Origin of the sequence: Actinopolyspora lacussalsi (assembly GCA_030803735.1) — a bacterium.
In the GTDB taxonomy this organism is placed as follows: Bacteria; Actinomycetota; Actinomycetes; order Mycobacteriales; family Pseudonocardiaceae; genus Actinopolyspora; species Actinopolyspora lacussalsi.
In genome coordinates this window covers 3,953,961-3,967,990 of record JAURUC010000001.1, presented here as the reverse complement: position 1 = coordinate 3,967,990, position 14,030 = coordinate 3,953,961, and the positions used below count along the sequence as shown (strand labels likewise).

Sequence of the window (14,030 nt, the reverse complement as noted above, 5' to 3'; positions counted from 1 at the left end):
CCGGGGCCGCGAAGCACGAGTCGCATGGCACCGTTAGGCCATTCGTGTTAGGACTCTTCACGGCACACAGCGATGGCGAGCAACGAACTCCCGAAACACCGGTCCGAAGGGGTCGGCGAACACACATGTCCGGGAAGGAATGACGGGCGCTCGGTTCGGGTAACCGCCGACGGAGCCGGTGGTGAGGAATCCGGCCGCGGGCCGTGACAACCGAAGCCGGACTTCCGGGGCCTCGTGCCGTACCGACGGGGCCCGCGCGGGGCCGGCGAAGCTCACACGAAAAGGGTGGGAGTCAAGTTGAACGAGCAGGGGTGGGAGACATCGGGCAACGACATCGCCACGCTGCTGACCCGTTACGGCGAGCTCGCCGCGACGCTGGAGGAAACCGAGGATCCGCGACTCGCCGCGATCCTCCGGCAACGGTTGGCGGAACTGGACGACACGATCGACGCGCTCTCGTCCCGGCTCCACCAGCCCGAGCACTGAAACATCGGCCCGTGGTCGCTAATCGAGCGCGAAGCGCTGCGGTGAGACGGAGCGGTGGGGTGGGGCGGAACCCTCGACCGGTTGATCACGCCCCACCACCCGACCGAAGAGCTCGATCAGGGATGCACTCCCAATATCGCCGCCGCGCTCTGCGCGGGCAACGACGGCTCCGATTCGTAGGTCTCCTCGTAGGTTTCCACTGCCGGCCTGCCACGCGGCTGCGGCGGCACCGGAGCGTCCGTCTCGTGCGCCCGCGCGGTGGCGAGCACACGTTGGATCTCACGCTCGGTCACTTCGTGTGCACGCGCACTCGCGGCGCTGACTTCCTCGGTAGACAGCATTCCCCTGGCAGCCGTATCGGCGAGCTCGGAACTGAACGCGGAGTGACGAGCCAACACTCTGGCGATCTGATCCACCATTTCGGAATCCACGGTTCCGGTAGCAGTACGAACAACACTCTCGGCGATCGTGACATCCATGGGTCGCGGGCTGGAGCTGGAAGACTCGGACACCGCGAACCTCCTCCCGACAACTGTCCGAAATAGTCGTGACCCCGGAAGGGATCCACGAGCATGTGACCACGGAACACGGCACCCCTCGTCGTATTCGCGGCCTTCGCGCAAGAACTCTTCGGCGAGTTTACCGGCATTGTCCCGAACTTTGCCGGATCAAATTCGACATCAACGAAAAAGAATCTTCCTCGAAGATCGAAACTCCCCGCCCCGGGAGCACGGCATCCGAGAGCCCGGCACACGAGATCCCGGCACACGGGAGCCATGCCGCACTGATTCCTTCCATCGTGCGAACCGTCCCGAACGACGCTAAGGTAGCCGAAGAGAGACCACGATACACGGATCAGCCTGGGGGAAACCGAGGAAAAGCAGGGAAAACACCGTGACCGAGCACGGGGGACACTCCCGAGCACCGATGCTTGCTCACTCCGGTACGGATCGGTGAGCGCCTTTCGCCGTAGGTACCGAGCATCGGCTCGTAGCGAGTCCTTCCCCTTGGGAGAACCGCTTCCTCTCCTGGGGAGAGCCGGATGCCGAAAGCGGGACTCACCCGAGCAGTCGGGCCCCCGGAGTGCCGGGCGCACCACGAAATCGGCGACATCGCCGGATTGGGACGGACTCGCAACCACGCTCGTGCCGAATTTCGGCACCGGAAGCGATCGCGGTGTTCCACGGCCGGGTATCCCGAATCGCAACCGAAAAGAAGCACGATTTTGACCGGAAGATTCGATGATCTTTCCGCGTCCACACGAGGCAAGAACACCGAAAACCGAACACGAAACGTAAAAAGGTGTTCGAAGTCTCGTGCTACAGAGTCGGAGGGCCATCCCCGCCGGTACCACCGCGAGCGAGCCGAAACGGGGAACGGCCTTACTGCGCGAGGGTCTCCCGCCGGGTAGCCGTTCGCGCCACTTCACCGGTGATCTCGTTCAGCTGGGTGAGCAGTTTCCTGCCGGCACGAACCGGTGGTCGGTGCTCACCGAGCCGAACGGCACACAATCCGAACCGATCGACGAGCGCGGCGAGCCCACGGTCCGTTCGCATCACGGTGAGCACTTCCAGCCCCAAGGCACGACGAATGTCCACCAGGCGCAATCCTCCGGGCGAAGGCCCCCGCACGATCGCCCGGAGCTGTCCGGGCACGACGTCCCGGACGGCGTCGAGCACTCCACCCGCCGCGACGCAAGCCCGTATCTCGGCCGGGACCACGAGCACCACGAGATCGGCGCGACGCAGCACCGCCAGAGTGGACTCGTTCTGCACGCGAGGCAGATCGCACACCACGGTCTGACCGGCCCTGCGGGCGGCGTCGAGCACGGCGCACACCGAATCGGGGGTCATGCCGCGCGGCACCTCGTCCCTGGAGCAGCTCAGGGTGGCGATCTCGCCGGAACCGAGCCGCCGGGAGGGTAGGGCCTCCCGCAACGCCGCGGCGGTGAACCTCCCGGTGCCCAGCGACAGTTCCGACCACCGCACCCCGGAAGTGTGTTCCTCCCCCAGCAGCAGATCCAGACCTCCGCCCAGTGGGTCGCAGTCGAGCAACGTGCAGTGCCCGCCCGCACGGGCGGCGAGCACACCGGTGACGGCGGCCAGCACCGAGGCCCCCGCTCCGCCACAGCCGCCGAGTACCGCCAACAGACTTCCCTCCCGGGGCGGGACGTCCTCGGTGAGTTCGGTGAGCAGTCCCACCAGACGTTGCTCCTCGGAAGCGAGTTCGACGGCGTGTTGTGCCCCGCTCCGGAAGGCGGCTCGCCAGAACTCCGGCTCCGCCCGCGTGGTGACCAGGATCAGCCCGGAGCGCTGTGGGAGCCCCACCGCCGAGCACTCCTCCAGCGCCCCGGTGTCCAGCAGCACCACGGGAGCCTCGTGCCAGGACTCGCCCACCTCTCGTACCGTGGCGACACGGCGCGGCTCACAGCCCGCCGCCGCGGCCACCCCCGCCAGTTCCGCGGCGAGATCGGGATCGTCGGTGACGATCAGCGGTTCTCCCGGCGTCACGCGCCCGGGGCTCGCTTGTCCCGACTTCGTGTGTCCCCGCTTCGCGTCTTCCGACATCCCACTGGCACCCCCGATAGCGGCGGGCTCGGCGGCACGGTGAGTTCTCCCCCGGTGCCGGCCAACGCCCTGCCGCGTTCACCTTGCTCACTTCCCTGTCCCGTCCACCGTGCGGCCGGGTGGGTCCGGTGCGCCAGCACGAGATCGAGCAGCTGTGGACGATCCGGGGCGATGTGGACGTAACCGACGGAACCACGGGGCCGGAAAACACGGGACCGGAAAACACGGGACCGGAAAAGAGGGGCGGCCCTCGCCAGGGGGGAGGGACGAGGGCCGCCAGTGGTTCAGCCCCGGGGGGTTGGGCTGAACTGTCCGGTGCACCGGACCTCCTCCACTGTATCGCTCATCCTCGAACGGACGCGTTGCGTCCATTAGGAGGAATGTTCCTGGTCGAAAACCTGCATTTGGATTAATCGAACCGTTCACATGCAACTGCATCTGCACGTTGCGTGCTCAAAACCAGCATTATTTTCATTCGAAAGAGTTAACTGGCACGGCTCGTTCGCGCAGCGGCACAAGCGTGACCGGCCGGAGCGGTGAACCAGCTCGGAGCGGTCCGGGCCCCGGCTCGGACCGACTGGAGCGCTTCCGGCCGGAACGGCTCCTATGCTGGCGGTGTGACCCAGCATGCTGCCGAGAACCGCGAAGCACGCGGGGCGGCGTTCTTCGATCTGGACAGGACGATCATCGCCCGATCGAGCACGCTCGCGTTCAGCAAACCGTTCTTCCGGGAAGGGCTGATCAACCGCCGGGCAGTGCTGAAGAGCGCCTACGCCCAGTTCATGTTCATGCTCGCGGGCGCGGACAGCGACCAGATGGAACGAATGCGGCAGCACCTGGCCTCGCTGTGCGCCGGGTGGGACGTCGAGCAGGTCGACGCGATCGTCGACGAGACGCTGCACGACATCGTGGATCCGCTGGTCTACCGGGAAGCCACCCAACTCATCTCCGAACACCGCGCCGAGGACGACGACGTGGTGGTGCTCTCGGCGTCCGGTGAGGAGGTGGTGGCCCCCGTGTCCCGCCTGCTCGGTGTCACGAACTGGGCGAGCAGCCGGATGCGGATCGAGGACGGGCGCTACACGGGCGAGTTGGAGTTCTACTGCACCGGCACCGAGAAGGCACGCGCGGCGGCCGAGATCGCCGAGCGGGAGGGCTACCCGCTGTCGGAGTGCCACGCCTACTCCGACTCGATCACCGATCTGCCGCTGTTGGAGCTGGTGGGCCACCCGACCGTGGTCAACCCGGACCGCGGCCTCCGCAAGGAGGCGGCGCAGCGCGGCTGGCCCGCGCTGGTGTTCGAGCACCCGGTATCGCTGCGGGCACGGTTCCCCACTCCGTCCGCGACCACCGTGACCACGGCCGCCGTGGCGCTGGGGGTCGTCGCCGCCGGAGTGGCCTACGGGCTGTGGTGGCGGCGACGGCGCGCGAATCGGTGAAGCCGGTGGAGCGCCCACCTCCGTGGGCCGAAGCGCCCGCTGTGACCACGGGAGAAGCGCCCCGCGCCCCGCGAGGAGTCCCGTTCACCGCCCGCCCGTCACGAGCCCGTGAGACGATCTCGCTCCGGGACTTGCGAGAGCTCGTCACGCGGTCTACAAAGGAAGTACGGAACCCTGGTTGGCCAGGGACGTTGCGGAGGAGAAGCAACGTCTCCCCGACGGGGCTCCGGGCGCGATGGCGGGAACCCACGCGCAGCCGCTGAATAAAGGCACAGTCGTTCTCAGGGTTGCGTACCGGGACGCCGGGCGCCGAGCCCGCAGGATACGACAGTCAGAACACGCTTGGTAACCCGCAGGTTCGCGCCGGGAGAGTGGCGCTCGTCAGTCGAACTGGCGGGCGCCACCATTATGCCCAGGGGGCGAGCCCTGCCGCGGTGGCACCACTCACCCGAAAAGTCACCGGCACGGCGCGTAGCGTTGACCGCCTCACACACCGTGGGTAACTTACACAGCCGATCGGGTATCCGGTGGGACACTCACGGTTCTCCCAAGCGTTCGGTTCTCCGCCGCGTTCCAGAACCCACGACGGCCGCCACCGGCGAATCCAAGTTCCGTGGAACGGGAGCTCCCTCGTGGCAGCGACATTCGGCAGGCGGCAGCTCGGTACTGTCGCGCTCGGGACGGCGACGCTGGGCACCTTGGCCGCCGCCGACGGCAGGGACGGACAGCGCCACCAGGGCGCGTCCGATGCGGCAGGAGCCGACCGGCCACCGCTCACGGGGATAACCGACTGGGCCCACCGCACAGTGCGGAACATGTCGCTACCGCAGAAGGTGGGGCAGCTCTTCGTGACGGTGGTGTACGGGGCCACGGTCGACACCGACCATCCCACCAACCGCACCGAGTACGGGGTGGGGTCTCCCGCCGAGGTGGTGCGACGGTTCCGGCTCGGCGGCGTCATCCACTTCTCCTGGACCGACAGTCTGCGGGAGCCACGGCAGATCGCCGAACTCTCGAACGGGTTGCAGCGTGCCGCGCTGGACTCGGGGGCCGGAATTCCACTGACCATCGCCACCGACCAGGAGCAGGGTGCCATCACCCGGATAGGTGAACCCGCGACGGTACTGCCAGGAAGCATGGCGCTGGGAGCGGCCCGCGAGCCGGGCGCGGCGAACCGTGCGGCACGCATCACCGGTCGAGAGTTGCGCGCCATGGGCTTCACCCAGAACTTCGCGCCGGTCGGCGATGTCAACGTCAACCCGGAGAACCCGGTCATCGGGGTGCGTTCCTTCGCCTCCTCGCCGGAACTGGCCGCGGAACTGACCCGCTCCCAGATACGCGGCTACCAACGCGCGGGCGCGGCGCGAAACACGGTCTCGGCCACCGTCAAGCACTTCCCCGGTCACGGCGACACCAGTGTGGACAGCCACACCGACCTTCCCGTAATCGACCACAGCGAGCGGCAGTGGCGACGGTTGGACGCACCACCGTTCCGCGCCGCCATCGACGAGGGCACCGACGCGGTGATGACGGGACACCTGAAGTTCCCCGAACTCGACCCCTCCGGGGAACCCGCGACTCTTTCGCGGCGGATTCTCACCGGGTTGCTGCGCGAGGAACTCGGTTTCCAGGGGGTGGTGGTCACCGACTCGCTGCGGATGGCGGGAGTGCACGAGCTGCACCCAGCCGAGGAAGTTCCCGTGCTGGCGCTGGAGGCGGGAGCCGATCAGCTGTTGATGCCGGGGGACCTGTCCACGGCGATCGGGGCGGTGACCGATGCCGTGCGTTCGGGCAGGCTGTCCGAACGAGACATAGACCGCAGCGTGCTGCGGATCCTGAGCATGAAGGACCGGCGCGGGACGGTCTCGGCTCCCCTGGTGGACACCGCGGCGGTGGATCGGACGGTCGGCACTGCCCGGCACCGGCGGCAGGCGCTGCGGATCACCGACGAGACCGTGACGGCGCTGCGCGACGACCCCGGTCTGCTGCCGCTGCGAGCAGCGGTGGGAAGCGTGTTCGTCACGGGATGGGGCGAAACGACAACCACCGCCCTGGCCGCCGAGATCCGACGGCACCACCGAATGGCGGAAACGCTGCGAACCGGCGACTCGCCGGACGACCGACTGATCGGCGAGGCTGTCGACCGCGCCGGACGGCACGACGTGACGATCGTGCTGACCAACGGTGCCTGGCGCGAATCCGGCGGCGCACAACGCGAGCTGCTCCGCTCGTTGAGCCGTGCGGACGCCCCCGTGATCGCCGTGGCTGTGCGCGATCCCTACGACGCGGCCTGCGTTGACGACATCGGCACCTGGCTGGCCACCTACTCCTACCGAGAAGTGTCGATGCGATCCCTGACAAGAGTGCTGTTCGGTGTGGTGTCCCCCTCGGGCAAGTTGCCGGTTCCGGTTCCCGATCCGGACCGCCCCGACACACCGCGTTATCCGTTCGGCCACGGAATCACCTGGTGAGGTGGCGAGTTGGGTGAACTGGACCGCAGGAGGTTCCTGCTCTCCTCCGCCGTGACGGCTCCGATGCTGGGACTCACCGGCGCCTCGGCCGCCGGCGCCGAGCGGGGAACCGAGCGGGGCTCCGAACGACGAGCCGACGACGAACCGGTACGGACCGGGGCGGACGAGCTCGCCGCCACGGGATGGGATCGCCTCCGCGGCGCCGGGCTCGGCGTGATCGCCAATCCCACCTCCGTGGTCACCCGGCCGCGCGCGGGGCTGCCGCACATCGTCGACGAGATGCACGCCGCCGAGGGCGTCGAGGTGACGGCCGTTTTCGGCCCGGAGCACGGTTTCCGGGGCACCGCGCAGGCGGGCGGTTCGGAGGGCGACTACACCGACCCCCGGACCGGGATACCGGTGTACGACACCTACGGGGCTGACACGGCGAAACTGGCCGGGATGCTGCGGCAGGCCGGGATCGACCGGCTGGTGTTCGACATCGCCGACGTCGGAACGCGCTTCTACACCTACATCTGGACGATGTACACCGCGATGCGGGCGGCGGTGCGGGTCGGGGTGCCGCTGACCGTGCTGGACCGGCCGAACCCGCTGGGCGGTCACGCGGCGGGGCCGGTGCTCGATCCCGAGTTCGCCTCCGGGGTGGGTGAACTGCCGATCGCGCAGCAACACGGCATGACCGTCGGCGAGCTGGCACGCATGTTCGACGCGGAGTTCCTGCCCGAGCGGGAGAACGAGCGACTACCCGAGCTGGACGTGGTCGAGATGTCCGGCTGGTCCAGGAAGCACTCGTTCGCCGGAACCGGGTTGCCCTGGATACCGCCGAGCCCGAACATGCCCACGCCGGACACCGCCCGTGTCTATCCCGGAACCGGCATGTTCGAGGGCACGGTGTTCTCGGAGGGCAGGGGAACCACCAGGCCGTTCGAGATCGTCGGGGCACCCGGCGTGGACTGGCGCTGGGCGGAACGGCTCAACTCGGAAGGCACGGCCGGGGTCTACTTCCGGGAGACCCATTTCGTGCCGACCTTCTCCAAGCACCGGGACGAGACCTGTGGCGGGGTGCGGCTCTACCGCACCGGAGACGCGGAGTTCGACGCGATCGGCACGGCGGTGCGGATGCTCGTGCGGGCCCGAGGGCTCTACCCGGAGGTGTTCGGGTGGCGATCGGACCACTGGATCGACGACCTCACCGGGTCCGCCCGCCTGCGCGAGATGATCGAGGCGGGTGCGGACGCGGGCGACGTCGTCGGGGCCTGGGAGACGGAACTGGCCGATTTCCGGCGGCGCCGCCGCCCCTACCTGCTGTACCGCTGAACCGGCACGACCGGGCACGGAGAGCGGACCGGGAGCGGACGACGGATCAGATAACGAACAACGGATCAGGAACCGGACAGAGCACGACACACCGCCGAACGAACACCACGGGAACCGAACCGATGAAGTTCCAACACCGTGAGGTGAGGATGCGCAACCCGCTGCTGGTGACGGCACTGCTGTCGATGCTGACCGTGACGACCTGCGCTTCCGCGCCCGCCCCCGGAGTCCGGGCGAGCGGCCGGTTCGATCTGCCGCACGAGGGGTTCTCCGCCGCGGACACGCGACTACGCGAGGCCACACCTCGGCGGGCCGGATTGGCGCCCGCACCGATCCGGGAGGCGACGGCGCGGCTGGCCGACTGGAGCGAATCCACCCCGGATCGGGAGAAACCGATGTACGCGGGCGCGGTGAGCCTGCTGGCCCACGACGGCATGGTGGTCAGTCACGAGGCGGTGGGGCACGAACTGCGCTACGCCGACGGAACGGGCACCGAGCTCCCCCCGGAGCGGCAGGAGAGAACCGCCCCGGACACGATCTTCGACCTCGCCTCGATGACCAAGCTGTTCACCTCCGTAGCGGTGTTGCAGCAGGTCGAGGCGGGGCGCGTCGAGCTGACCGAACCGGTCGCGCGGTACCTGCCCGAGTTCGGCAACCACGGGAAGTCGGGGATCACGGTGCGCCGGCTGCTGACCCACACCTCCGGGCTGCAGTCGGTGGTGAAGCTGTGGGAGCTGCCGGAGCGAGAGCGGATTCCGCACGTGATGAACCTCGAACCGGTCGCCGAGCCGGGCAGCACCTACAACTACTCCGATCCGAACATGATCGTGCTCGGTGAACTGCTCGAACGGGTGACCGGACGGCGATTGGACAGCGTGGTCTCCCGGGGAATCACCGAACCGCTGGGCATGACCGACACGGGCTACCTGCCGCCGCGCTCGAAGCTGCACCGGATCGCGGCCACGGAATTCCAGAGCGATCCGCCGCGCGGCATGGTGCGTGGCAGGGTGCACGACGAGAACGCCTGGTCGCTGGGGGGAATAGCGGGCCACGCGGGAGTCTTCGGCACGGCGGAGGACCTGGCCGTGCTCGGGCAGGCGATCCTCAACGGCGGAAGCTACGGCGGCGAGCGCATCCTGCGCGAGCGCAGCGTGGAGCTGATGCTGACCGACTACAACACCGAGTTCCCGGAGCACTCGCACGGACTCGGCTTCGAGCTGGAACAGCGGTGGTACATGGCCGGGCTGACCGGCCCACGCAGTGCGGGGCACACGGGATACACGGGGACCTCGATGGTGCTCGATCCGCGGTCGCGTTCGATGGCGATCCTGCTGACCAACCGCGTCCACCCATCGCGGGAGTGGGGTTCGAACAACCCTGCGCGGGTGGCGCTGGCACAGGGTCTGGCCCGCTCCATGGCCGTGGAGCCGCGGCACGGCCCGACCGCCTGGTTCACCGGTGGCGGCATCTCGAAGGGGGAAGCCACGCTGACCACCGACCCCGTGGCGACCGACGGCCGACTTCGGGTCTCGTTCGGGGCGTTCGTGGACACCCAGCGGGACACCGACGGCGCCGACAGGTTGCTGGTGGAGTACAGCGACGACGACGGAACCTCGTGGCACCCGGTGCGGCTGCACACCAGAGGGCCGGGTTCCCCGAGACACCCCGTGACCGAACTGGCCGGTTCCGGCCACCGTGCCTGGTGGCGGGTGCGCGGTACCGTTCCGGAGGGGCGTTCCGGGCGAACACTGGTGCGTTGGCGCTTCGTACCGGACGAACGGTACGTGGGCAGAGGGGTCTATCTGGACGGCATCAGGCTTTCGGCCGGGGGCCGAACGGTGCTCGACGGCGAGGCCGAGGCGAGCAGGCTACGCGGCGCGGGATTCCTGGTGGCACAACGCTGATTCCCGGGCCGTCCCGTCGGGAAAACCAGCGGGAAACCGGCCGAGTCCTTCGAACGGGGTAGAACACGGAGCTTTTCCACACGGGCACCCGGCGTCATTTCGCGATAGCGTCGCCGATGTCGACCGTGTTCACCCGGCAGGAGGGAAGACGCCTTGTCCGCGATTCCGGAGGACCTCGAGGACATCCTGAACAAGCGCTCGTTCGCGCACATCGCCACCATCGGACCGAAGGGAGAGCCGCAGTCCAGTCCGGTGTGGATCGACTGGGACGGACAGTACCTCAAGTTCAGTCAGACCACCGAGCGCCAGAAGTACCGGAACCTGCAACGGGAGCCGAGGCTGGCGGTCTCCGCTCTCGATCCGGAACAGCCCTACCGCTACATCGAGGTTCGCGGCAGGGTAGCCCGGGTGGAGGATGACCCGGACCGTGCGTTCATCAACCGGATGGCCAAGAAGTACATGGACGCCGACGAGTACCCCTACGACCAGCCGGGCGATCACCGGGTGATCGTCTACGTGGAGCCGCAGCACACCACCCGGATGTGAAAGCTGGCCGGATGTGAGTGCGGAGCGGCCGCACGCCGGTGAAACCGGCTCGATCGGCCGCGGCGGGACCACCTACGATCCGCGCATGGCGAATCTCGGAACGGACTTCGACAGGGTCGTCGCGCACGAACTGGAACTGCTCGATCCCCGCGTGCGCGACGCCCCGGAAGCCGTTCGGAGGCTGCTGTGCGCGGACTTCACCGAGTTCGGTTCCTCCGGAGCGGTCTGGGACCGGGAGACGATCACCACGGCCACGGTCTCCGACGCCTCGGAGCGGATCACGGCCACGGAACTTCGGCCGGTCCGGATCGACTCCGACACGATCCTGCTCACCTACACGGCACACCGAGGTGGCTTGAAAACGCTTCGCAGCTCGGTGTGGGTGAGGCAGGACGACGAATGGCGACTGCGGCACCATCAGGGGACGCCGTGCCCGCCGGAGGCCGCCGCCCGAGCCCACGAGGGGGAGTCCCAGTCATGACAGGACCACCATCGCGCTCGGCTGTGGGAAAACCTGACCTCAGTACCCGCTACTTCCGGTAACTATCCCGAAAAGGGGGCGGAAACCGACGCCGGTGGCATATTCTGGTGGTGGTGGAAGCGGTGCACGGCCACCACTCCGTTTGACCGAGCAACAGTGATGTTAGTAACTTTCCCACATGGCCACTCTCGACGAATCCGGCATCGAATCCGGTGAGCACAGCCCGCTCGTCCGGATTCGTTCACTGCTGCCCGGCCTGGCGCGCGCCGAGCAGCGAGTGGCCCGCATAGTGCTGGCCGACCCCTCCTCGATCGCGCACCGCAGCATCACCGACGTCGCCGAGGCCGCCGAGACGAGCGAGACCACCGTCACCCGGTTCTGCAAGGCCGTGGGAGTGAGCGGTTACCCCGAGCTCCGCATCGCGCTCGCCGCCGACACGGCACGCACGACCAGCAGGGATCGCGATCTGGGCAGCGAGATCTCCGAAACGGACGACATCGGCCAGATCGTCGACAAGATCGGCTACGCGGACGCGCGTGCCGTGGAGGAGACGACGGACCAGCTCGACGTCACCGCGCTGCGTTCCCTCGTCGACGCGGTGGCACGGGCACGCCGGATCGACGTCTACGGAGTCGGGGCCAGCGGGTTCGTGGCGCTGGACCTGCAACAGAAGCTGCACCGGATCGGCCTGACCTGCTTCGCCTGGCCGGACACGCACAACGCGCTGACCTCGGCGGCCATCCTGGAACCCGGCGACGTGGCCATCGGGGTGTCCCACACCGGCGCCACCACCGAAACCGTGGAGGTGCTGCGCGAGGCGGGTACCCAAGGCGCCACCACGGCCGCGATCACGAACTTCGAACGCTCCCCGGTAACCGAGATCGCCGACCTCGTACTGACCACGGCCGCCCGCGAAACCACCTACCGCTCCGGAGCCATGGCAAGCAGGATCGCCCAGCTGACCGTGATCGACTGCCTGTTCGTGGGGGTGGCGCAGCGCCACATCGACGACGCCAAGACCGCGCTGCAGGCGACTTCCGAGGCCGTCGGCAACCATCGACTGCGAGTGCGTCCCGACAAGCGCAGACACCGGGAGGACAGCCGGTGAGTCGAAACGGTGCGCCCCGGAACTCCCGAACGGAGTGGTCCGCCGAGCACGGGAACCTCCCCACGCCTGCGGAGTCGCCGACCGAACGGAGCAATCCACGCACCACGGACATCGACCTGCTCAACACGCTCGACCTGCTGCAACGGCTCAACACCGAGGACCGCTCGGTGCCGGAAGCCGTCGGAAGGGCGCTGCCCGAGTTGGCGCACGCCGTCGACCTCGCGGTGAAAGCGCTGGAATCGAACGGCAGGGTGCACTACGTCGGCGCCGGGACCTCCGGGAGACTGGCCGTGCTGGACGCCGCCGAACTCGTCCCGACCTTCAACCTGCCGGAGGGCTGGTTCGTGGCGCACCTCGCCGGTGGCGAACCCGCGCTGCGCGAGGCGGTGGAGAACGCCGAGGACGACGCCGCTGCCGGGGCGAACGCGATCGAGCGGAACGCCACCGCGGACGATTTCGTGCTCGGCCTGGCCGCCTCGGGGAACACGCCCTACGTGCTCGGCGCGCTGGAAGCGGCGCGAACGCTCGGTGCCGGGACCGGGCTGGTCTCGTCCAACCCGCACGGCCGCGCCACGACAGCGGTGGACACGGCGATCACCGTGGACACCGGACCGGAGTCGATCACCGGTTCCACCAGGATGAAGGCGGGAACGGCGCAGAAGCTGGTGCTGACCTCGTTCTCCACCGCGGTGATGATCCGCCTGGGCCGCACCTACTCCAACCTGATGGTCAGCATGGTGGCCACCAACGCCAAATTGCGGGCCCGCACCGTGCGGATCCTGCGCGAGGCAACGGGAGCCTCGCCGGAAACCTGCGAGCTGGCGCTGCACCGGACGGGAGGGGAGCTCAAGACCGCCCTGGTCCATCTGCTGGGTGAGGTGGACGTCGAAAGCGCCTCGGACGCGCTGCGCGAGGCCGACGGGCACGTCCGGGAGGCGCTGCGCGCGTTGCGCTCCTGAGCGGTCCACCGCGCCCGAACACGGGCACGGCCGCTCTCCGCTCACGCCACGGCGGGAGGTTCCGCCGAACGAACAACCCGACGACCCGACCGGAGAACTTCGTTCACTCGTGCACCGGGAGATCGTAGACCCGCCGCACGCTGGTGCCGAGCTCTCCGATGTCGGCGCCGTAGATGTGCAGCGAGATCGCCGTTCCGGTGCCGCAGTTGCGGACGCGGTGAATATCCCCGGGAGGAGCGAATCCGCAGGTCTCCCCCGCATGATTGGTGACCAGCTCCCCGGGAACCAGGTAAAGGCCCCGCTCGGATTCGCACAACCGGTAGTGCTGTTCGCTCTCGGCACCCTGGTACACGCCGGTGACGCACCACGCGACGTGATCGTGCACCGGGGTCTGCTGGCCGGGCAGCCAGACGAGCGCCACCACGGAGAAGCTCGCGTCCGGTTCCACGTGCAGCACGTGCTGCAGATAGCGCTCCGGGTCACCGCGGCGTTGCTCTTCGGTGAGCAGCCCGGGAACGTCGAGGAACGGCCGCAGTGCTTCCTTGACCAGGTCGGCGGTGTGAGCCTGGTCGACTCCGGCGCGCACGCGGTCACGGATCACGTCAGTCAGCTCGGTCAGCCGAGGGCTCGACCGCTCGCTCCGCATGGTGGTCATGCCGAAACCATGCACAGCGAAACGGTTCCCGGTCGACCACCGAATTCTTTGGCGGGTACTAACCGGGCTTATAGCCGCACGGAACGAGCACCGCTGC

General features: G+C 68.3%; 12 protein-coding genes. 9 read left to right on the top strand and 3 right to left on the bottom strand.

The features are described from left to right. Positions 1–297: 297 nt before the first annotated feature. Positions 298–486 carry a hypothetical protein gene (locus tag J2S53_RS17710; RefSeq protein WP_456241904.1) on the top strand — a complete coding sequence of 63 codons (189 nt, stop codon included), beginning with the start codon at positions 298–300 and terminating at the stop codon, positions 484–486. A gap of 116 nt (positions 487–602) precedes the next feature. Here the strand turns inward: J2S53_RS17710 and J2S53_RS17705 are convergent, their stop codons facing one another. Together J2S53_RS17705 and ssd are read right to left on the bottom strand one after the other, a co-directional pair. Then, positions 603–905, bottom strand: coding sequence for a hypothetical protein (locus J2S53_RS17705; RefSeq protein WP_456241903.1), 303 nt, complete (start codon positions 903–905; stop codon positions 603–605). Positions 906–1,868: 963 nt separating this feature from the next. Further along, the gene (ssd, locus tag J2S53_RS17700; RefSeq protein ID WP_456241902.1) at positions 1,869–3,053 is read right to left on the bottom strand and encodes a septum site-determining protein Ssd; all 1,185 of its coding nucleotides are present in this window, start codon (positions 3,051–3,053) and stop codon (positions 1,869–1,871) included. Between the two features lie 617 nt (positions 3,054–3,670). On the opposite strand from ssd, the gene J2S53_RS17695 reads away from it, so the two are divergent. From J2S53_RS17695 to murQ, 8 genes are all read left to right on the top strand, one after another. Further along, a complete protein-coding gene (locus J2S53_RS17695; RefSeq protein WP_456241901.1) occupies positions 3,671–4,492 on the top strand; it encodes an HAD-IB family hydrolase in 822 nt (273 codons plus the stop codon). A 632-nt stretch (positions 4,493–5,124) separates the two neighbouring features. Next, positions 5,125–6,963, top strand: coding sequence for a glycoside hydrolase family 3 protein (locus tag J2S53_RS17690; RefSeq protein WP_456241900.1), 1,839 nt, complete (start codon positions 5,125–5,127; stop codon positions 6,961–6,963). Between the two features lie 63 nt (positions 6,964–7,026). Next, a complete protein-coding gene (locus J2S53_RS17685; protein WP_456242823.1) occupies positions 7,027–8,280 on the top strand; it encodes an exo-beta-N-acetylmuramidase NamZ family protein in 1,254 nt (417 codons plus the stop codon). Between the two features lie 122 nt (positions 8,281–8,402). Further along, positions 8,403–10,184: a serine hydrolase gene (locus tag J2S53_RS17680; RefSeq protein WP_456241899.1), complete on the top strand. Its 1,782-nt coding sequence runs from the start codon at positions 8,403–8,405 to the stop codon at positions 10,182–10,184. A 153-nt stretch (positions 10,185–10,337) separates the two neighbouring features. After that, entirely contained in the window at positions 10,338–10,730 is a 393-nt protein-coding gene (locus tag J2S53_RS17675; protein ID WP_456241898.1) for a PPOX class F420-dependent oxidoreductase, read from the top strand. 85 nt (positions 10,731–10,815) lie between these two features. After that, positions 10,816–11,211, top strand: coding sequence for a nuclear transport factor 2 family protein (locus J2S53_RS17670; protein ID WP_456241897.1), 396 nt, complete (start codon positions 10,816–10,818; stop codon positions 11,209–11,211). A 178-nt stretch (positions 11,212–11,389) separates the two neighbouring features. Continuing rightward, the gene (locus J2S53_RS17665; protein ID WP_456241896.1) at positions 11,390–12,319 is read left to right on the top strand and encodes a MurR/RpiR family transcriptional regulator; all 930 of its coding nucleotides are present in this window, start codon (positions 11,390–11,392) and stop codon (positions 12,317–12,319) included. Then, positions 12,316–13,278: an N-acetylmuramic acid 6-phosphate etherase gene (murQ, locus tag J2S53_RS17660; RefSeq protein ID WP_456241895.1), complete on the top strand. Its 963-nt coding sequence runs from the start codon at positions 12,316–12,318 to the stop codon at positions 13,276–13,278. The genes J2S53_RS17665 and murQ overlap by 4 nt, the downstream gene beginning before the upstream one ends. Before the next feature lie 103 nt (positions 13,279–13,381). Here murQ and J2S53_RS17655 read toward each other — a convergent pair whose 3' ends face one another. Continuing rightward, on the bottom strand, positions 13,382–13,933 hold the full coding sequence (locus J2S53_RS17655) for a cysteine dioxygenase (RefSeq protein ID WP_456241894.1): 552 nt from the start codon (positions 13,931–13,933) through the stop codon (positions 13,382–13,384). Positions 13,934–14,030 lie beyond the last annotated feature (97 nt).

What these genes read in the sequence shown, in the direction of transcription:
- J2S53_RS17705 (WP_456241903.1), bottom strand. Translation starts at nt 905, where the DNA reads ATGGTGGATCAGATCGCCAGAGTGTTGGCTCGTCACTCCGCGTTCAGT.
- ssd (WP_456241902.1), bottom strand. Translation starts at nt 3,053, where the DNA reads ATGTCGGAAGACGCGAAGCGGGGACACACGAAGTCGGGACAAGCGAGC.
- J2S53_RS17685 (WP_456242823.1), top strand. Translation starts at nt 7,027, where the DNA reads ATGCTGGGACTCACCGGCGCCTCGGCCGCCGGCGCCGAGCGGGGAACC.
- J2S53_RS17680 (WP_456241899.1), top strand. Translation starts at nt 8,403, where the DNA reads ATGAAGTTCCAACACCGTGAGGTGAGGATGCGCAACCCGCTGCTGGTG.
- J2S53_RS17670 (WP_456241897.1), top strand. Translation starts at nt 10,816, where the DNA reads ATGGCGAATCTCGGAACGGACTTCGACAGGGTCGTCGCGCACGAACTG.
- J2S53_RS17665 (WP_456241896.1), top strand. Translation starts at nt 11,390, where the DNA reads ATGGCCACTCTCGACGAATCCGGCATCGAATCCGGTGAGCACAGCCCG.
- J2S53_RS17655 (WP_456241894.1), bottom strand. Translation starts at nt 13,933, where the DNA reads ATGACCACCATGCGGAGCGAGCGGTCGAGCCCTCGGCTGACCGAGCTG.